Here is an 18,980-nt window from a genome sequence, read left to right as displayed (position 1 = left end):
AGGGCATCATGATTCCAGGTGAAATCATCACCGCCGCTGGCGACATCGAACTGAACGCCGGACTGGAGGTCACCGAACTGGAAGTCTCCAACACCGGCGACCGCCCGGTGCAGGTCGGCTCCCACTATCATTTCTTTGAAACCAACCCGGCCCTGTCCTTTGACCGCGCTACCGCCCGCGGCAAGCGCCTTGACATCGCCTCGGGCACGGCCGTCCGCTTCGAGCCGGGCCAGACCCGCAAGGTCAGACTGATCCCGCTTGAAGGCAAGCGCGAGGTCTTTGGATTCCGCGCAGAAATTGGAGGGGCTCTCTGATGGCATATACGATTTCCCGCGCTGCCTATGCAGACATGTTCGGCCCCACCACCGGCGACAAGGTGCGTCTGGCCGACACCGAGCTGTTCATCGAGGTCGAGAAGGACTTCACCACCTACGGCTCCGAAGTGAAATTCGGCGGTGGCAAGGTCATCCGCGACGGCATGGGCCAGTCACAGGTCGCCCGTGCCGACGGCGCCGTTGACACCGTCATCACCAACGCCTTGATCGTTGATTATACCGGCATCTACAAGGCCGACATCGGCCTCAGGGATGGCGTGATCTGCGGCATCGGCAAGGCAGGCAACCCGGACACCCAGTCCGGCGTCGACATCATCATCGGTCCGGGTACCGAAGCCATTGCCGGTGAAGGCAAGATCATCACCGCAGGCGGCATGGACGCCCACATCCACTTCATCTGCCCCCAGCAGATCGAGGAAGCGCTGATGTCCGGCATCACCACCATGCTCGGCGGCGGCACCGGCCCGGCCCATGGCACGCTGGCCACCACCTGCACTCCGGGACCATGGCACATTGCCCGCATGATCGAGGCCTCCGATGCCTTCCCGATGAACCTCGCCTATGCAGGCAAGGGCAACGCCTCCAAGCCGAAGGCTCTGGAAGAGATGTTGCTGGGCGGCGCGGCAGCCCTCAAACTGCACGAAGACTGGGGCACCACCCCCTCGGCGATCGACACCTGCCTGACCGTTGCCGATGCCTTCGACGTGCAGGTGATGATCCATACCGACACGCTCAACGAGAGCGGCTTTGTCGAAAGCACAGTTGATGCCTTCAAGGGCCGCACCATCCACGCCTTCCACACCGAGGGCGCTGGCGGGGGCCACGCACCGGACATCATCAAGATCTGCGGCATGAACAATGTGCTGCCCTCCTCGACCAACCCGACCCGTCCCTACACGGCGAACACCATCGCCGAGCATCTCGACATGCTGATGGTCTGCCATCACCTCGATGCCAACATTCCCGAAGACGTGGCCTTCGCCGAGAGCCGCATCCGCAAGGAGACCATTGCCGCCGAGGACATCCTGCATGACATGGGTGCCTTCTCGATCATTTCCTCGGACAGCCAGGCCATGGGCCGCGTTGGCGAAGTGATCATCCGCACCTGGCAGACGGCAGACAAGATGAAGAAACAGCGCGGCGCCCTCTCCATCGAGACCGGCGACAACGACAATGAACGCGTCAAGCGCTACATCGCCAAATACACCATCAATCCGGCCATCGCGCAGGGCATGAGCAGGCACATCGGCTCGATCGAGCCGGGCAAGCGCGCCGACCTCGTGATGTGGAATCCGGCCTTCTTCGGCGTAAAACCGGACATGGTACTGATCGGCGGCACGATTGCAGCCGCTCCGATGGGCGACCCGAATGCCTCCATCCCAACGCCACAGCCGGTCCATTACCGGCCGATGTTCGGGGCCTTCGGCAAGGCATTGACCAACAGCTCGGTAACCTTCGTCTCGCAGGCAGCCATTGAAGCGGGCCTTGCTGAAAAGCTCGGCGTTGCCAAGGCGCTGGTTGCGGTCGAGAACACCCGCAGCGGCATTTCCAAGGCGTCGATGAAGCTCAATGACGCCACGCCGGAAATCTCGGTCGATCCGGAAACCTATGAAGTGCGGGCCGATGGTGAAATCCTCACCTGCGAACCGGCAACCGAGCTGCCGATGGCCCAGCGCTACTTCCTGTTCTGATCCGGCCAGCCGGAGCGAACAGACCCCTTCATATCCCTGCAGGGCATCGTCTCTGCAGGGATATGTCTCATGAGGAATAAAAACATGCCGATTGCAAAAGCCTCCAGCATCCTGCCAAAGGGAAGCTGGTCCGAGCCGCCGTTTGACACCATCACCCTTGATGAGGAAGACCGCTATCGCCGCAGGATCCAGTTGACCAGCGACAGGGGCTTCGACTTCATGCTGGTTCTTGCCAAGGCGATGCGCATGGATCATGGCGACGGCCTGCAACTGGAGGACGGACGCATCATCGAAGTGCTGGCCCGCCCCGAAGACCTGCTGGAGGTCCGGGCAACAACGCCGCTGGCCCTGTTGCAGCTAGCCTGGCATCTGGGCAACCGCCATCAGCCGGTCGAGATCTATGAAGACCACCTGCGCATCCGCAAGGATGCAGTGATTGCCGACATGCTGGAAGGTCTGGGTGGCACGCTTTCCGCCATCTCCGCTCCCTTCTCGCCCATGAGCGGCGCCTATGTGAGCAAATCGGCCAGTGGCCCCACCCACGAACATGGGCACGATCACGGGCATAGCCACAAACATGGGCACGATCACGGCCACAGCCATGACCACGAGCATGATCACCACCATGACCATGGCCATTCCCATCATCACGATCACAACAATGATCACGGGCCGCATGACCACTGATCCCACGCTCCTGCCAGATGGAACCGTAGAGCCCTCGTCAGCGGCCCTTCAGGGAGTTGCCCTGATCCGTCTGTTGACGTGGCTTTCCCCGGCCTTCCCCCTTGGCACCTTCAGCTACAGCCATGGCCTTGAAACCGCCATCAGCGACGGCACCTGCCATGACAGGGACAGCGTCGGCGACTGGATCGAACTGCTTCTGATCATGGGCAGCGCACGCAGCGACGCCATTCTGCTCGCCCACGCCTGGCGGATCGGCGCAGGCGACATGGCCGCCCTCAACGCCCTCAACGATCTCGCGCTTGCCCTCTCGGCCAGCCGCGAACGCCACATGGAAACCACCCAGCAGGGCATGGCCTTCCTCAAGGCCAGCGCCGCCTGGCCAACTCGGCTGCTCGAGTTGATCGGGGAAAGGAAACCGGAGTCCGTCGCCCTGCCGGTCATCATGGGCGCAACCGCCCGCGTGCACGGCATTGGCCTTACGGCAATCCTGACTGCAAGTCTGCACGCCTTTGCCTCAAACCTCATTTCCGTCGCCATGCGCCTTGTGCCGCTCGGCCAGTCCGATGGCCTCAGGCTACAGGCCCGCCTTGAAGCGACGCTCCTTGCTACGGCAGACCACGCGGCAACCGCAAGCCTTGAGGCGCTGGGCACCAGCTGCTTCCATTCCGATATCGCCGCCATGCGGCACGAGACCCTTCACACGAGGATTTTCCGTTCATGACTTCACCAAGCACGCAAGAAAGCTACGCCGGACCGATGCGCATCGGCATCGGCGGCCCGGTCGGTTCGGGCAAGACGACCCTGACGGAGAAGCTCTGCCTTGCCATGCGCGACCGCTTCTCCATCGGTGTCATCACCAATGACATCTACACCAAGGAAGACGCCGAGGCGCTGGTGCGCAAACAGGCCCTGCAGGAAGATCGCATCATCGGGGTCGAAACCGGCGGTTGCCCGCATACGGCCATTCGCGAAGATGCCTCGATCAACCTTGCGGCTGTGGACGAGCTCTGCGCCCGCCACAAGGATCTCGATTTCATCTTCATCGAATCCGGCGGCGACAATCTGGCGGCCACCTTCTCACCAGACCTTGCCGACCTGACGATCTACGTCATTTCCGTCGCACAAGGCGACGACATCCCGCGCAAGGGCGGCCCGGCCATTTCGCGATCCGATCTCCTGCTGATCAACAAGGCCGATCTGGCCCCTTATGTCGGGGCGGATCTGGAGCGGATGAAAACGGATGCGGCAAAGGTGCGTGGTGACAAGGCCCATCTCTTTACCGATCTCTCCCGCAACGTCGGCGTTGACGAGATCGTCAGCTTCCTTTGCAGGAAGTCCGGCTTCGAATGACGTGACCGGCGACCCTGCCGTGCACGCACAATCAGAAACACAAAAGGCCCGCACAGCATGCGGGCCTTTTGTTTGAAACAGAACCTGAAAGTCAGGCGATCACCCCTGCTGCGCTGCCTTGTACCAGTTGACAATGGCCCGGCGTTCCTCCGGCTCCATGAAGGTCACGTTGGCCGGCGGCATGGCGTTGGTCGCCCCGGCATTGAGAAAGATTTCGCGTGCAGCCCGGATGATCCGCGCCTCATTGTCTAGATGGATGCCGCGCGGCGCGGTGCCGATCCCGTCCCATGCCACTTCATCCGCATGGCACATGGAACAGCGGCTGATGACGATGTCGGTCACCTCTTCAAAACCCGCCGCATTGGCATATTTCATCTCATATTCGGTGAGCGGGCGGCTGGCCGCGTCGCTTTCCTCCAGATAGTCGGCAGGAATGAGCGAGATCCAGACAATCGCAAGGAACAACAGGATCGTTGCCGGAATGGTCCAGTAGGGGTTGCCCTTGCGAGCGTGGCGGCTGTTGAACCAGTGCCGGATCGTTACTCCCATCAGGAACACCAGCGCCGCAATCACCCAGTTGTAGGGAGAGGCAAAGGCCAGCGGATAGTGGTTGGACAGCATCAGGAAGATCACCGGCAAGGTGAGATAGTTGTTGTGGGTCGAACGCAGCTTGGCGATCTTGCCATATTTCGGGTCTGGCGTCCGCCCGGCCTTGAGATCGGCCACCACGATCTTCTGGTTCGGAATGATGATGAAGAAGACATTCGCCGTCATGATGGTTGCGGTAAAGGCCCCCAGATGCAGCAGCACGGCGCGGCCGGTGAAGACATGGTTATAGCCCCAGCCCATTGCCACCAGCAGCACGAACAACAGCACCATCAGCAGCGTCGGCTTTTCATCAAGGCTTGATTTGCAGAGGAAATCATAAACGAGCCAGCCGATGGTCAGCGAACCGGCGGACACAAGGATCGCCTGCCAGACCTCCAGCTCCATCTTGGCCGGATCGATGAGAAACAGATTGGCACCGGCCCAATAGGTGACCATCAGAAGCGCCGCACCGGACAGCCAGGTCGAATAGCTCTCCCACTTGAACCATGTCAGATGCTCGGGCATGTGCTCGGGCGCCACGAGGAACTTGCGGATATGATAGAAACCGCCACCATGCACCTGCCATTCTTCACCATGGGCACCGACCGGCAGGTTGGGGGCCTTCCTGAGCCCCAGATCCAGCGCAATGAAATAGAAGCTCGATCCAATCCAGGCGATCGCGGTGATCACATGGGTCCAGCGCACGGCAAATTCCAGCCAGGACCAGATGAGCGGTTGCAACAAGTCAAAATCAAGCATCCCGAAACTCCAAGTTCAAACTCTTGCTCCCCCTCAGATGACCCCTTTTGACCGTTCCCGTATAGAGTGCCGGAACGCAGCGGCACATGCTTTCTGTGCATGCTTGCGGCAAACGCTTCCCGGGGCCTTTTGTTCACTCTATTGCAGAGAGTGATTTTCTGGTATGAAGAAAAAGACAGATCAGATTCAAAAAAAACAAGAAAAAGCGACGGACAAATACCATGTCCTATTTTGATAATATCAAAACCTTCGTCCGTGTCTTCGAACTGGGGTCCATGTCGGCCGCCGCCCGCGATCAGCGCATTTCCCCGGCCGTGGCTTCGGCCCGCATCTCGCAACTGGAAGATCACCTCAACGTCCGCCTGTTCCAGCGCACCACACGCATGCTGACACCGACCGAACAGGGCAAACTGTTCTACCCCGGCGCCTGCCGTGTTCTGGAAACCATCGAAGAGGCCGAGGCGCTTGTCTCCAGTGTCACCTTGAAACCACGCGGCTCCATCCATGTGGCCGCGCCTCTCGGCATTGGTCGACGGCTGGTCGCCCCTGCGGTGCCGGACTTCAAGAAGGAATTCCCGCTGATCGACGTGCGCATGCGCCTGTCGGATCGCAAGATCGATGTCGCCGCCGAAGGGCTTGATGTCGCCTTCTTCCTCGGCGTGCCGGAGGATTCCAACCTGCGTATTCGCAAGATCGCCGACTGCCGCCGAGTGCTCTGCGCCGCTCCATCCTACATCGAGACCCATGGCGAACCGGAAAGCGGCGAGGACCTGTCCGGCCCCAACCATGCCTGCCTCAACCTGCGTTATCCCGGCGCACCGGAATTCCAGTGGCCGCTACAGACGGCCGATGGCGTCAAGCGGTTTGCCGTTTCCGGTCCGTTTGAGTCGGACGATGGCGACGTCCTCACCGATTGGGCGCTGCATGGCCACGGCATCATTCTGAAGCCTGAGTTCGAGGTTTTGCACTATCTGCGGACGGGGCAACTGGTGCCGATTCTAACCGACACCCCGCCGATTCCCATCCAGATGGCCTGTCTTTATTCACATCGTCGACGGCAGGATCCCAAGATCCGCCTGTTCATCGACTTCATTTCCGGCCACATCCGCACCGTTCTTTCCGATCAGGCCAAAGAATTACGAGGCGAATTGAGGGGCTAATAGCCGCTCTGAAGAGGCCCAAGGAAGCCCGATCAGCTGCCCCGATAGGTCGAATAGCCATAGGGGGAAAGCAGCAGTGGCACATGATAATGCACGGCCTCGTTCATGCCGAAGCGGATCGGAATGATGTCGAGAAACCGCGGTTCCTTGTGCAGCGCCTCAACCTCGTCGAGATAGGCACCGGCATAAAACACCAGCTCGTAAGTCCCTGTTGCAAAGTCTTCTTCGGGCAGGATGGGACCATCGGTCCGGCCATCCTCATTGGTCAGGCTGGTGGCGAGCAGGGTCCGCGTTTCTCCATCCAGACGATAGAGCTCAATAGCCATACCCGCCGCCGGGCACCCCCTTGCAGTGTCCAAGACGTGGGTTGTCAGATATCCGCTCATGAAATTCACCGTCCTTTAGGTTGCGTCCGCGTTGCGCTACTGCATTCGGAGTCGCATCATAATAGCATCCGCTTTCAAGCCATTCCTTTATTATGCATAAATAGCTATCGGAATTTCAAGAAAATGTGATCATATTTTAATGGTATAGAAGGAAATGAGAATAGGGAGCCGCAAGGAACCAGGATGAATACGGAAAATACGCGATATTTGCGAAACATGTCCGGTTACGGACCGACCCCGCCAAAGGCCGAATGGCCCGGCGGAGCCAAGATCGCTGTGCAGTTTGTGATCAATTATGAAGAGGGCGGCGAGAACTGCATCCTGCACGGGGATGCCGCATCGGAAGCCTTCCTTTCAGAAATCGTCGGCGCTGCTCCCTGGCCCGGTCAACGCCACTGGAACATGGAATCCATCTATGAATATGGCGCCCGCGCCGGTTTCTGGCGTCTCCATCGCCTGTTCACCTCCATGGGCATCCCGGCCACCGTCTATGGCGTTGCCAGCGCCCTTGCCCGCAGCCCCGAACAGGTGGCAGCAATGCAGGCCGCAGACTGGGAAATCGCCAGCCACGGCCTCAAGTGGATCGAATACAAGGACGCCACCGCTGAAAGCGAAAAGGCTGACATGCTCGAGGCCATTCGCCTGCATGAAGAGGTCACCGGCGCCAAGCCGAAGGGCTGGTACACCGGTCGCTGCTCGGCCAACACTGTGGCGCTGGCCGCCGAACTCGGCATCTTCGACTATATCTCCGATATCTATGACGATGACCTGCCCTACTGGATCGAGGCTGGTGAGCGCGACCAGTTGCTGATCCCCTACACGCTGGACTGCAACGACATGCGCTTTGCCACCGCACAGGGCTTCAACTCCGGCGACCAGTATTTTGCCTATCTCAAGGATACCTTCGACTGCCTTTATGAAGAAGGCGCAGCGGGCACGGCCAAGATGATGAACATCGGCCTGCACTGCCGCCTTGTTGGCCGTCCGGGGCGCGTCATGGCGCTCAAGCGCTTCATGGACTATGCCCAGTCAAAGGGAGACGTCTGGTTCGCCCGCCGCATCGACATTGCCCGCCATTGGCAGGCGGTCCATCCTGCGGTCCGTTTCGAGCGCCCCAGCCGGATGGGCGCCGAGCGCTTCGTTACGCTCTATGGTGGTGTCTTCGAACACAGCCCGTGGATTGCGGAACGTGCCCACGCGCTGGAGCTGGGCGCGGCTCATGATACGGTGATCGGTCTGCACAACGCCCTTTGTCGTGCCTTCCGGTCCGCCACGAAAGACGAGAAACTCTCTGTCCTCAAGGCCCATCCGGATCTCGCAGGCAAGCTGGCTGCAGCCAAGGCGCTGACCGCAGACTCCACCGCCGAGCAGGCAAGCGCCGGTCTTGACATCCTGAGCGAGGAAGAACGCACCCAATTCACTGCGCTAAACACCGCCTACATGGACAAGCACGGCTTTCCGTTCATCATCGCCGTGCGCGATCATGACAAGGCAGGCATCCTTGCTGCCTTCAGGCAACGCATAGACAACGACAGCGAGACCGAATTTGCCACCGCCTGTGGCCAGGTTGAGCGCATTGCCTTCCATCGTGTCGGCGCGCTTCTGGGTGGAGACGATCGATGAGTGACGAACAGATCATGATCGCACCCCTGACCGCTGAGGCCTTCGCCCCCTTCGGCGACATCCTCGAAGCAAACGGGTCGCCCACGAAGATGATCAACCAGGGCTTCTGTGGTCGCTATCATGATCTGGCAGGTCTCGATTTCCTCGCAACCGATGGCGACCCGGGACGGGCCGGCATCTCGATCTTTGATTCCGAGCCGCGCACCCTGCCCTACTGCCTCGACATGGTTGAACGGCATCCGCTCGGCTCGCAGGCCTTCCTGCCCATGAGCATGCATGCCTTTCTGGTCATCGTCGCACCGGACGAAGACGGCAGGCCGGGCAGGCCACTGGCCTTCGAGACAAGACCGGGGCAGGGCATCAATTTTCACCGCAATGTGTGGCACGGCGTCCTGACGCCACTCCGCGCGCCAGGCCTGTTTGCCGTCGTCGACCGGATCGGCGAGGCGAAAAATCTTGAAGAATACTGGTTCGAAGAACCCTACTGGGTTGTTGCCAACCCCAAGAGCAAAAGCTCACGCAAGACAAAATAAAAGACAAAAAGTCACCGGAGGAAAGACAATAACCGTTGAGGGGTAACATGATGAAGAACAATTCTATCGGCACTCCGGAGCAGCTCCGTGATCCAAACTACACGCCACCACTACTCAAGGCCATTCCACTGGGCATCCAGCACGTGCTGGCCATGTTCATTGCCAACGTGACACCTGCCATCATCGTCGCTGGCGCAGCAGGCTTCGGCTTTGGCTCCAACAGCCCGGATTTCCCTGAGCTGCTCTACATGATCCAGATGGCCATGCTGATTGCCGGTGTGGCAACCCTGCTCCAGACCATCACGCTCGGCCCGGTTGGCGCCGCCCTGCCTGTGGTTCAGGGCACCAGCTTCGCCTTCCTGCCTGTCATGATCCCGCTGGTTGCCGGCAAGGGTGTTGACGGCATGGCCGCTCTCTACACCGGGATTTTCATCGGTGGTCTGTTCCACGCCTTCCTTGGCCTGTTCATCGGCAAGATCCGCTTTGCCCTGCCGCCGCTCGTCACCGGCCTTGTGGTGATGATGATCGGTCTGGCGCTGATCAAGGTCGGCATCCAGTATTCGGCAGGCGGTGCCCACATGGTTGGCAAGCCTGAATTCGGCACGCTCACCAGCTGGGCCTGCGCAGCTGTGGTGATCCTTGTCACCCTTGGCCTCAAATTCTATGCCCGTGGCATGTGGGCCATTTCCGCCGTGCTGCTTGGCCTCATCGCCGGTTACATCTTCGCCATTGTCATTGGCAAGCTGCCGGTTGCCTCCATCGCCGGTTCATGGAACAACGCTGCGGCCTTTGCCCTGCCAATGCCATTCAAATTCGGCTTTGAAATGTCCTTTGCCGCGATCATCGGCTTCTGCCTGATGGCCGTCGTCTCCGCCATTGAAACCGTTGGCGACGTTTCCGGCATCACCAAGGGCGGTGCAGGTCGCGAGGCAACCGACAAGGAAATCGCAGGCGCCACCTATGCAGACGGACTGGGCACGGCCATTGCCGGTGTCTTCGGTGCCTTGCCAAACACTTCCTTCTCCCAGAACGTGGGCCTGGTTGCCATCACCGGCGTCATGAGCCGCCATGTGGTCACCTTTGGTGCCATCTTCCTGATCATCTGTGGCCTCGTCCCGAAGGTGGGCAGCCTCATCCGCACCATCCCGATCGAAGTTCTTGGTGGTGGCGTGGTGGTCATGTTCGGCATGGTCGTCGCTTCCGGCATCTCCATGCTGTCCGACGTCAACTGGAACCGTCGCAACATGGTGATCTTCGCCATCTCCCTGTCGGTCGGTCTGGGCCTGCAGCTGGAGCCAAGCGCCCTGCAGTATGTTCCGGGCACGCTCAAGGTCCTTCTGACATCCGGCCTGTTGCCTTCTGCTCTGATCGCCGTGGTTCTCAACCTGGTCCTGCCAGAAGAACTGGCAGCAGAAGCCACCGAGGAAGTGTCCGGCGGCATGGCCGGTCATAACCCGGAAGTCCAGCCCGGCGAGTGATCCAGCGTCTGACCATTGAAAACAAAAGCCCGGCACCACCTGCCGGGCTTTTTCCTTGCCTGAATTCATTGGATGGATGGTTTGAGGACAGGCTGTTTCAGAATATCCGGTCAGCCTGCCCGGCATGCGCATCGGGGCCAGACTGCCCAGATGGCAGATCCCGCAACAGAACGCCCAGCAGCTCGGCCGCCACCATCGCGGCAATCACCTCAGGTCGCTTGTCGCGCACATGGTCATGCCGACCGATTGGGCAGACCAGCGAAGGCAGAAGCGCCTCAGCCTGATCCGGTGCCTCGCGCTTCAGCCAATGGCTGAAGGTGGCCCGCTTGCTCTTCGAACCGATCATGCCGACATAGGCCGCATCAGCTCGCGCCAGTGCTTCCCGCGCCAGCAGAAAATCAAGAGCATGATCGTGGGTCAGGATGAGAAACGCGCTTGCAGGCGGCGCGGCGCGGATCTCCGCTTCCGGCAGGGCCGACAGACGCTGCTCCACCGGCACATCGACCAGCGCCAGCTCTTCGGCTCGGCTGTCGACAAGGATCGGCCGGACGGGCAGCAGATGCAGCGCCCGGGCGAGCGCCCGTCCCACATGCCCGGCACCGAAGATATAGACATGGTGCAAGGCATCCAGAGCCTTCCGTTCGGCTGCGATTTCAGCTTCCTTCTGCGCTTCATCCATCAGCGCAAAGGACAGTGTCACGGCGCCGCCGCAGCATTGGCCGATCTCTGGCCCCAGTGGCACAGCCAACCGCTTTTCCGCCTCGCCACGCCCGAGCATCCGCCGGGCCTCGTCAATGGCGATATATTCCAGTTGCCCGCCGCCAATGGTGCCATGCATCCGCTTTTCGGTCACATAGAGCGAGGCTCCGGCCTCACGGGGAGAGGAGCCCCGGACGTCACTGAGGCAGACCTTGATGACGGGCCCGGCCTCTTGCAGGAACAGCGCCAACCCCTCAGCCATCAGAGCGCCCTTTCGCCTGCAGGGCCTCGATTGCCATCAGCACCCGCTCGGGTGTTGCCGGGGTGTCCAGCCTTGGACAAACCGTGTAGTCCGCCACGCTGGCCACCGCCATGGAAAGCGCCTCCAGCACCGAGATTGCCAGCATGAAGGGCGGCTCGCCGACGGCCTTGGAGCGCTTGATCGTGCGCTCGGCATTCTCGGACCATTCAGCCAGTTCGACGTTGAAGATACGCGGAATATCGCTGGCAAGCGGGATCTTGTAGGTCGACGGAGCATGCGTCCGCAGTCGGCCATCGCCGTCCCACCACAGCTCCTCGGTGGTCAGCCAGCCCATGCCCTGCACAAAGGCGCCTTCCACCTGCCCCCGGTCGAGCACCGGATTGAGCGACTTGCCAACGTCGTGGATGATATCGGTCCGATCGATGACATAATCCCCGGTCAGCCGGTTGACCGTGACTTCCGACACCGCCGCGCCATAGGCATAGTAGAAAAACGGCCGTCCCTCTCCCTTGTCCCGATCCCAGTGGATCTTCGGCGTCTTGTAGAAGCCCGCCGCCGACAGATGCACCCGCGCGAGGTAAGCCTGTTTGATCAGCTCGTCGAAGGACAGCGACACATCGCCAATCATTACCCGGTTGGGCAGGAAGGTGATGGCCTCTTCAGCCTCGCCCCATTTCTCGCACATGAAGGCAACAAGCCGCCCCTTGAGCTGGTTGGCAGCATCGAGCGCCGCCATGCCATTGAGATCGGAGCCGGAAGACGCCGCCGTTGCCGAGGTGTTGGGCACCTTGTCCGTCGCCGTGCGCGTGATCTTGATCCGCTCGATATCCACCTGAAAGGCGTCGGCCACCACCTGCGCCACCTTGGTGTAGAGACCCTGCCCCATCTCGGTGCCGCCATGGTTGAGCTGGATCGAGCCGTCGGAATAGATGTGAATGAGGCTGCCAGCCTGATTGAAATGGGTGGCCGTGAAGGAAATCCCGAACTTGACCGGCGTCAGCGCCAGCCCCTTGCGATGGATGCCGCCGGAGCGGTTAGCCTCCTCGTTGAACGCGAGAATGGCTACACGGCGTGCCTGATAGTCGGCCCTTGCCTCCATTTCACCAATGAGGCGTGGCAGGATATTGTCCTCGACCTGCTGGTGATAGGGCGTTACGTCCCGCCCCGCGCCGCCATAGAAATTGGCCTTGCGCACCGCCAGCGGATCCTTGCCAAGGGCAAAGGCGATCTCCTCGATGATCCGCTCGGCAACCACCACTCCCTGCGGCCCACCAAAGCCGCGAAACGCCGTGTTGGAAACCGTGTTGGTCTTCAGAGGATGCGAACGCAACAGCACATGGGGGTAGAAATAGGCGTTGTCCGCATGAAACAACGCCCGGTCGGTCACCGGGCCGGACAGATCGGCAGCAAAGCCGCATCGGGCCATGAAATCGCCTTCGACGGCAACGATCACCCCATCCTCATCAAAGCCAACCTCATAGTCGACCACGAAGTCATGCCGCTTGCCGGTGGCCGTCATGTCGTCATCCCGATCAGGGCGGATCTTGACCGGGCGGCCAAACTTGCGCGCACCCAACGCCGCAACGGCACAGAAAATGCTCATCTGCGATTCCTTGCCACCGAACCCGCCGCCGAGCCGCCGCACTTCCACTGTGACCGAGTGGGAGGGGATGCCGAGCACCTGAGCCACCATATGCTGAGCTTCGCTGGGGTGCTGGGTCGAGGTGCGGATCAGCATGTCCTCGTCCTCGCCGGGAATGGCAAAGGCGATCTGGCCTTCCAGATACATGTGATCCTGTCCGCCTATACGGATCTGCCCCTTGATCCGGTGGGCCGCGCTGGCAAAACCCGCCTTCACATCGCCGCGCTCCAGCTTCAGCGGTTTGGCAACATTGGGATAGCCTGCCTCTTTCGCCGCAAGCACATCAATCTTGGCTGGCAAGGTTTCATAGGTGATCCTGGCGGCCGCAGTTGCCTTGCGCGCCTCGGCCCGTGTTCGGGCGACCACGGCAAACAATGGCTGCCCTAGAAACTGCACCTTGCCGGTCGGGAAAACCGGTTCGTCATTGAGGTGATTGGCGCTCACGTCATTATGCCCCGGCGCGACGATATCCTCGGCGGTGAGCACACCCACCACACCATCCATGGCAAGGCAGGGAGTAAAATCCATGGCGACAATCCTGGCATGAACCTTGTCACTGAGACCCAGATAGGCGTGCAGCGTGCCGACCGGTTCCAGCGTGTCATCGGTATAGTCGGCGGCCCCCGTCACATGCTTGTGGGCGGAGTCATGCTTGTGATCCTGATGCACGGCCCCGCGGATGCCTTGGGCGACCGTCTTTGCGCTTTTCACATCTTGCTTCATTCAGCCGCCTCCAGAGATAGCGCGCCCCGCTTGTCATGCCAGAACTGCTCGAAGAGATTCTTGGCCACCCGCATGCGATAGTCGGCACTGGCCCTCATGTCACTGATCGGGTGGAAATCCAGTGGCAGACGGTCGGCAGCGGCCTGCATGGCAGCAAGCGAGAAGGCCTGCCCCTTGAGGGCCGCTTCAGCCTCCGATGCCCGCTTGGGCGTTGCGGCCATGCCGCCGAAGGCAATCCGCGCCTTGACGATCTTGCCGCCACTCACAACAAGGTGAAACGCCACGCAAACCGACGAAATGTCCTCGTCCCGACGCTTGGAAATCTTGTAGACCCCGTGCAGGCTGCCCGGTCCCGGAATGGGTATGCGGATCGCCTCGACGAAGTCCCCCTCCCAACGGTCCTGCTTACCATAGTCAAGGAAGAAATCCTCGAGCCGGATGGTGCGCTGCTCCCAGCTCTTGCGCAGCACAAGATCGGCCCCCAGAGCGATCAGCACCGGCGGCATGTCGCCGATGGGCGACCCGTTGGCGATATTGCCGCCGATGGTGCCCATGTTGCGGATCTGCTGGCCAGCGATACGCCGCCAGAAGGCATCGAGATGAGGGAAATAGCCACTGATCGCCTGCTGCGCCTCGCTATAGGTCACACCGGCGCCGATGGTGATGTGGGTCTGGGAGCAGATCACGGTCTTCATGTCCTCCAGATGGCCGATGAAGATCAGCGTCTGAAGGTCACGCATCTGCTTGGTGACCCACAGCCCGACATCCGTTGCCCCCGCCACGATGATGGCATCGGGCTCCTCAAGACGCACATGGGAAAAATCATCGAGATTGGCTGGCAGGATCGCCCGCCTTCCGTCGCTCTCCAGCACCACCCGCGCCCCGTCCTTGAGATCGATCAGACGCTTGAAATTGCGTTTTCTCTCCTGCTCCAGCCAATCCGAAGCCGGAGATCCATAGCCGCTGATGGCGACAGCGGCGCGGATGATCGGTGCATAGCCCGTGCAGCGACAAAGATTGCCCTGCAGTGCCTCTTCAATCCTGTCACGGGTCGGTTCGGGATCGGTCATCCAGAGCGCATAGAGCGACATCACAATGCCCGGTGTACAGAAGCCGCACTGGCTGCCATGGTGATCCACCATCGCCTGCTGCACCGGATGCAAACCGCCGTCCGTCCCCCTGAGCCCTTCGATGGTCACTACGTGGCAACCGTCAAGGCTGGGCAGAAAGCGAATGCAGGCATTGACGGACTCATAGATCAGAGTGCCTTGAAAGAGCCGCCCCACAAGCGTGGTACATGCACCGCAATCGCCCTCTGCGCAGCCTTCCTTGGTTCCAGTCAAGCGCCGTTCAAGACGCAGATAGTCGAGCAGTGTCTCGCTCGGTGAACAGTGATCGAGCACGATCAGTTCGTCATTGAGCCAGAAACGAATATCCTTGCGGATTGACGGCATGGCCTGAACCCTCCAGAAGAGTTGGACTGCCCAGATAATACGCAAAACATTCTAGTGATCAGCAATTGGGCAATAACAACACTAGTCCAACGGCATTCTTTCGTGAATGCCGAAAAAACTACGACAGTTTCAGGATATTACAAAAGATAATCAACAAACACCATGCAACTGATGCCGTATCGGCATCAGAGGAACGCCATGTGCCGATTGACATCCTTGTAGAGCAGATAGCGAAACTTGCCCGGGCCACCGGCATAGCAGGCCTGCGGGCAGAAGGCTCTCAGCCACATGAAGTCACCGGCTTCAACCTCGTACCAGTCCTCATTGAGCTTGTAGACCGCCTTGCCTTCCAGCACGTAGAGCCCATGTTCCATGACATGGGTTTCCATGAAGGGAATGACCGCGCCCGGCTCGAAAGTCACCACGGTGATATGCATGTCGTGGCGCATGTCGTCCGGATCCATGAAGCGGGTCGTCGCCCACTTGCCATCGGTCTCAGGCATCGGGATCGGAGCAATTGTCTGTTCATTGACGAATATGGGGTCCGGCGCACCAAGCCCTTCGACGGCGACATAGGCCTTGCGGAACCAGTGAAAGACCGCAGGGTCCTCGCCGCTCGCCCGGATCGTCCAGGCCATGCCAGCCGGAACGAAGCCGAACCCGCCCGCAACAAGGGAATGCGTCTCGCCCTTGCCAGCAACCGTCACCTCGATTTCGCCGCTGACCACGAACAGGGCAGCTTCGGCCCGTTCGTCGGTCTCGGGCCGGTCAGACCCGCCACCGGGTTGCAACTCGACGATATACTGGGAGAAGGTTTCGGCAAATCCGCTCATCGGCCGGGCCAGCACCCACATCCGCATGCCGTTCCAGAAGGGCAGCTGGCTGCAGACGATATCCCGCATCGTTCCCCTCGGAATCACCGCATAGCTTGGCGTGAAGACTGCCTTGTCTGTCAAAAGTTGTGACTGAGGCGGCAAACCACCCTTTGGAATGTGGTATTTCTGCAAGGACATGGGGTCCCTTCCTTCACATCTCGACCCATTTGGGCCATCATGACGCTGGTTTCAAAGCTGCCCTCATCAAACAGTCTCGGCCCTCTTTTGCCAACCGTGATGATCGCTGCTTTGAAAAGAAGCATCTTCTTGAAATTTTAGAAAATAAATGAAATTTTCGTCTTTCCAGAAGAGAGAGGTTGCGTCCATAATCGCGCGCATCTTGAAAGAGAGCGCCCTCGCCGCTGACAAGCGAACCGGAAAGCACTCAAGATCAATAACAGCAGGACCAAGGAAACATGACCAGTCGATTGGAAAAATTTGGATTACGGGTAGACCCACAACTGTGCGCTCTGGTCGAGGAAGAGATCTTGCCGGGCACGAATGTTGATGCCGATATCTTCTGGCAGGGTCTTGCCAACACCGTGCGCCTGCTGACCCCGAGAAACATCGAACTGCTGGCCAAACGCGACAGCCTGCAAAGCCAGATCGACACCTGGTGCAAGGCGAACAATGGCAATGCCTTCAAGCCGATTTACTATCGGGCCTTTCTGGAAGACATCGGCTACCTGTTGCCGGAGGGCGAGGACTTCGAGGTCTCGACCGCCAATGTCGATGAGGAGATCGCCACCCTGGCCGGACCGCAGCTTGTCGTGCCGGTGATGAATGCCCGCTTTGCCCTCAACGCCGCCAATGCCCGCTGGGGCAGCCTCTATGACGCGCTCTACGGCACCAATGCCGTCAGTCGCGAAGGCGATCTGGCACCATCGAGGAAATTCAACAAGGCCCGTGGCAAGGAGGTCATCGCCCGGAGCTGCCAGTTCCTTGACGAGGCCGTTCCGCTGCAGGACGCCAAGCATGCCGATGTGACCAAATATGTTCTGTGCGACAACGGCGCAACCCTGATCGCCGAGCTCTACAACGGCGCCGACGCCATGCTGAAGGACCCGGCACAGTATGCCGGCCATCGCGGCGATGATGTCATCCTGTTCGTCAACAACGGCCTGCATATCGAGTTGCAGATCGACCCGCATGATCCGGTTGGCCAGCTGTCTTCAGCCGGCGTCAAGGACATCGTGCTCGAGTCGGCCATCAGCACCATTCAGGATTGCGAGGATTCCGTGGCTGCGGTTGATGCCGAAGACAAATGCCTTGCCTATCGCAACTGGCTTGGCCTGATGAAGGGCGATCTTGCCGACAGCTTCGAGAAGAACGGCTCAATGATGACCCGCGCGCTCAACCCTGACCGCGAGTATGTCACACCCGAGGGCGAACCGCTGACCCTGCACGGCCGTAGCCTGCTGCTGGTGCGCAACGTCGGCCATCTGATGACCAACGACGCCATTCTCGACTGCGAGGGCAAGGCGATCTTCGAAGGGATCATGGATGCCTTCATGACCACAGCCTGCGCCCTGCATGACCTCAAGCGCAAGGGCAACAGCCGTACCGGCAGCATCTATATCGTCAAGCCGAAGATGCACGGCCCCGAAGAGGTTGCCTTTGCCGAGGACCTGTTCTGCGCGGTCGAGGACGTCTTCTCGCTGCCGCGCAGCACCATCAAGATCGGTGTCATGGACGAAGAACGCCGCACCACGATCAACCTCAAGGAATGCATCCGCGCGGTAAAGGACCGCATCGTCTTCATCAACACCGGCTTCCTTGATCGCACCGGCGACGAGATTCACACCTCCATGGAGCTTGGGCCGTTCCTGCCGAAGGAGGAAATCAAGACCCAGCCGTGGATTGCTGCCTATGAGGACTGGAACGTCGACATCGGCCTCGAAACCGGCCTCAAGGGCAAGGCCCAGATCGGCAAGGGCATGTGGGCCAAGCCGGACGAAATGGCCGACATGATGCAGAGCAAGATCGGCCATCCAAAAGCCGGGGCAAGCTGTGCCTGGGTGCCGTCGCCAACGGCCGCCACCCTGCACGCCACCCATTATCATCAGGTCAGCGTTGCTGCGATTCAGGTATCCCTCAGCGCCCGTCCACGGGCGGATCTGGGCAAGATCCTCACCATCCCGCTGCTCGGCGATCGCGAACTCGACGCAGAGACCATCCAGAAGGAACTGGACAACAACCTGCAGGGCATTCTGGGCTATGTGGTGCGCTGGATCGATCAGGGCATCGGCTGCTCGAAGGTGCCGGACATCCACAACGTCGGCCTGATGGAAGACCGCGCGACCCTGCGTATTTCCAGCCAGCATGTCGCCAACTGGCTGCATCACAAGATCGTTGATGCCGATCAGGTGATGGACACGATGCAGCGCATGGCCGCCATCGTCGACGAGCAGAATGCCGGTGATCCCCTCTACAAGCCGATGGCCGGCCATTTCGACGAATCCGTTGCCTTTGCCGCCGCCTGCGATCTGGTCTTCAAGGGCCGGGAACAGCCCAACGGCTACACCGAGCCGCTGCTCCATTCCCGCCGCCGTCAGGCCAAGCAGGAAGCCCTCTGAGCGGTCAGCCTGCTACAGTCATAAAATACGAAAGAAAGCCCTGCCCAGCGCAGGGCTTTTTGCATCTCCGAACCCCAAGGCCCGGACGATCGCAACCACCGCAGCACTGAAGGTACAATCTACCAAATGAAAAGGGACCGGACACAAACCCGATCCCTT

Annotated in this window: 16 protein-coding genes; 10 read left to right on the top strand and 6 right to left on the bottom strand. The window is 60.2% G+C overall.

What is annotated here, in order from left to right; genetic code table 11:
- Positions 1-8 precede the first annotated feature (8 nt).
- From DSL70_RS02740 to ureG, 5 genes are all read left to right on the top strand, one after another.
- Positions 9-314, top strand: coding sequence for an urease subunit beta (locus DSL70_RS02740; RefSeq protein ID WP_119306329.1), 306 nt, complete (start codon positions 9-11; stop codon positions 312-314).
- Positions 314-2,026 (top strand): urease subunit alpha, encoded by a 1,713-nt coding sequence (ureC, locus tag DSL70_RS02735; protein WP_119306328.1) that lies wholly within the window; start codon positions 314-316, stop codon positions 2,024-2,026. The genes DSL70_RS02740 and ureC overlap by 1 nt, the downstream gene beginning before the upstream one ends.
- Before the next feature lie 84 nt (positions 2,027-2,110).
- Complete coding sequence (locus DSL70_RS02730; RefSeq protein WP_119306327.1) at positions 2,111-2,713, top strand: UreE family protein; 603 nt, start codon at positions 2,111-2,113, stop codon at positions 2,711-2,713.
- Positions 2,628-3,434 (top strand): urease accessory protein UreF, encoded by an 807-nt coding sequence (locus DSL70_RS02725; RefSeq protein ID WP_245418072.1) that lies wholly within the window; start codon positions 2,628-2,630, stop codon positions 3,432-3,434. Before DSL70_RS02730 ends, DSL70_RS02725 begins: the two co-directional genes overlap by 86 nt.
- Positions 3,431-4,063 carry an urease accessory protein UreG gene (gene ureG / locus DSL70_RS02720; RefSeq protein ID WP_119306326.1) on the top strand — a complete coding sequence of 211 codons (633 nt, stop codon included), beginning with the start codon at positions 3,431-3,433 and terminating at the stop codon, positions 4,061-4,063. The genes DSL70_RS02725 and ureG overlap by 4 nt, the downstream gene beginning before the upstream one ends.
- A gap of 99 nt (positions 4,064-4,162) precedes the next feature.
- Here ureG and DSL70_RS02715 read toward each other — a convergent pair whose 3' ends face one another.
- Entirely contained in the window at positions 4,163-5,410 is a 1,248-nt protein-coding gene (locus tag DSL70_RS02715; protein ID WP_119306325.1) for a urate hydroxylase PuuD, read from the bottom strand.
- Between the two features lie 221 nt (positions 5,411-5,631).
- Between DSL70_RS02715 and DSL70_RS02710 the strand changes: the two genes are divergently transcribed.
- Complete coding sequence (locus DSL70_RS02710) at positions 5,632-6,570, top strand: LysR family transcriptional regulator (protein ID WP_119306324.1); 939 nt, start codon at positions 5,632-5,634, stop codon at positions 6,568-6,570.
- 32 nt (positions 6,571-6,602) lie between these two features.
- Here the strand turns inward: DSL70_RS02710 and uraH are convergent, their stop codons facing one another.
- Complete coding sequence (gene uraH / locus DSL70_RS02705; protein WP_119306323.1) at positions 6,603-6,956, bottom strand: hydroxyisourate hydrolase; 354 nt, start codon at positions 6,954-6,956, stop codon at positions 6,603-6,605.
- 183 nt (positions 6,957-7,139) lie between these two features.
- Between uraH and puuE the strand changes: the two genes are divergently transcribed.
- From puuE to DSL70_RS02690, 3 genes are read left to right on the top strand one after another with little or no spacing between them, the layout of a single operon-like run.
- Positions 7,140-8,579, top strand: a complete 1,440-nt coding sequence (gene puuE, locus DSL70_RS02700; protein ID WP_119306322.1) for an allantoinase PuuE — start codon at positions 7,140-7,142, stop codon at positions 8,577-8,579.
- The gene (locus DSL70_RS02695) at positions 8,576-9,112 is read left to right on the top strand and encodes an ureidoglycolate lyase (RefSeq protein ID WP_119306321.1); all 537 of its coding nucleotides are present in this window, start codon (positions 8,576-8,578) and stop codon (positions 9,110-9,112) included. The genes puuE and DSL70_RS02695 overlap by 4 nt, the downstream gene beginning before the upstream one ends.
- Positions 9,113-9,162: 50 nt before the next feature.
- Positions 9,163-10,590: a uracil-xanthine permease family protein gene (locus DSL70_RS02690; protein ID WP_119306598.1), complete on the top strand. Its 1,428-nt coding sequence runs from the start codon at positions 9,163-9,165 to the stop codon at positions 10,588-10,590.
- Between the two features lie 97 nt (positions 10,591-10,687).
- Here DSL70_RS02690 and xdhC read toward each other — a convergent pair whose 3' ends face one another.
- The 4 genes from xdhC to DSL70_RS02670 form a co-directional block, all read right to left on the bottom strand.
- Positions 10,688-11,551: a xanthine dehydrogenase accessory protein XdhC gene (xdhC, locus tag DSL70_RS02685; RefSeq protein ID WP_119306320.1), complete on the bottom strand. Its 864-nt coding sequence runs from the start codon at positions 11,549-11,551 to the stop codon at positions 10,688-10,690.
- The gene (gene xdhB / locus DSL70_RS02680) at positions 11,544-13,916 is read right to left on the bottom strand and encodes a xanthine dehydrogenase molybdopterin binding subunit (protein ID WP_119306319.1); all 2,373 of its coding nucleotides are present in this window, start codon (positions 13,914-13,916) and stop codon (positions 11,544-11,546) included. Before xdhB ends, xdhC begins: the two co-directional genes overlap by 8 nt.
- Complete coding sequence (gene xdhA / locus DSL70_RS02675; protein ID WP_119306318.1) at positions 13,913-15,370, bottom strand: xanthine dehydrogenase small subunit; 1,458 nt, start codon at positions 15,368-15,370, stop codon at positions 13,913-13,915. Before xdhA ends, xdhB begins: the two co-directional genes overlap by 4 nt.
- Before the next feature lie 185 nt (positions 15,371-15,555).
- Positions 15,556-16,383: a bifunctional allantoicase/(S)-ureidoglycine aminohydrolase gene (locus DSL70_RS02670; protein WP_119306317.1), complete on the bottom strand. Its 828-nt coding sequence runs from the start codon at positions 16,381-16,383 to the stop codon at positions 15,556-15,558.
- Between the two features lie 278 nt (positions 16,384-16,661).
- Between DSL70_RS02670 and DSL70_RS02665 the strand changes: the two genes are divergently transcribed.
- Positions 16,662-18,821 (top strand): malate synthase G, encoded by a 2,160-nt coding sequence (locus tag DSL70_RS02665; RefSeq protein ID WP_119306316.1) that lies wholly within the window; start codon positions 16,662-16,664, stop codon positions 18,819-18,821.
- Positions 18,822-18,980: the final 159 nt, after the last annotated feature.

The organism is Cohaesibacter haloalkalitolerans (assembly GCF_003574655.1).
Classification (GTDB): Bacteria; Pseudomonadota; Alphaproteobacteria; order Rhizobiales; family Cohaesibacteraceae; genus Cohaesibacter; species Cohaesibacter haloalkalitolerans.
Note: the sequence above shows the minus strand (reverse complement) of the source record. Positions and strands in the feature narration are given on the sequence as shown.

Bases quoted from the DNA above. Each gene is read 5' to 3' on its own strand.
- DSL70_RS02695 (WP_119306321.1), top strand. From the start codon at position 8,576: ATGAGTGACGAACAGATCATGATCGCACCCCTGACCGCTGAGGCCTTC.
- DSL70_RS02710 (WP_119306324.1), top strand. From the start codon at position 5,632: ATGTCCTATTTTGATAATATCAAAACCTTCGTCCGTGTCTTCGAACTG.
- xdhA (WP_119306318.1), bottom strand. From the start codon at position 15,370: ATGCCGTCAATCCGCAAGGATATTCGTTTCTGGCTCAATGACGAACTG.
- DSL70_RS02690 (WP_119306598.1), top strand. From the start codon at position 9,163: ATGAAGAACAATTCTATCGGCACTCCGGAGCAGCTCCGTGATCCAAAC.
- DSL70_RS02730 (WP_119306327.1), top strand. From the start codon at position 2,111: ATGCCGATTGCAAAAGCCTCCAGCATCCTGCCAAAGGGAAGCTGGTCC.
- DSL70_RS02665 (WP_119306316.1), top strand. From the start codon at position 16,662: ATGACCAGTCGATTGGAAAAATTTGGATTACGGGTAGACCCACAACTG.
- puuE (WP_119306322.1), top strand. From the start codon at position 7,140: ATGAATACGGAAAATACGCGATATTTGCGAAACATGTCCGGTTACGGA.
- DSL70_RS02740 (WP_119306329.1), top strand. From the start codon at position 9: ATGATTCCAGGTGAAATCATCACCGCCGCTGGCGACATCGAACTGAAC.
- uraH (WP_119306323.1), bottom strand. From the start codon at position 6,956: ATGAGCGGATATCTGACAACCCACGTCTTGGACACTGCAAGGGGGTGC.
- DSL70_RS02725 (WP_245418072.1), top strand. From the start codon at position 2,628: ATGACCACGAGCATGATCACCACCATGACCATGGCCATTCCCATCATC.
- ureC (WP_119306328.1), top strand. From the start codon at position 314: ATGGCATATACGATTTCCCGCGCTGCCTATGCAGACATGTTCGGCCCC.
- DSL70_RS02715 (WP_119306325.1), bottom strand. From the start codon at position 5,410: ATGCTTGATTTTGACTTGTTGCAACCGCTCATCTGGTCCTGGCTGGAA.
- xdhB (WP_119306319.1), bottom strand. From the start codon at position 13,916: ATGAAGCAAGATGTGAAAAGCGCAAAGACGGTCGCCCAAGGCATCCGC.
- ureG (WP_119306326.1), top strand. From the start codon at position 3,431: ATGACTTCACCAAGCACGCAAGAAAGCTACGCCGGACCGATGCGCATC.
- xdhC (WP_119306320.1), bottom strand. From the start codon at position 11,551: ATGGCTGAGGGGTTGGCGCTGTTCCTGCAAGAGGCCGGGCCCGTCATC.
- DSL70_RS02670 (WP_119306317.1), bottom strand. From the start codon at position 16,383: ATGTCCTTGCAGAAATACCACATTCCAAAGGGTGGTTTGCCGCCTCAG.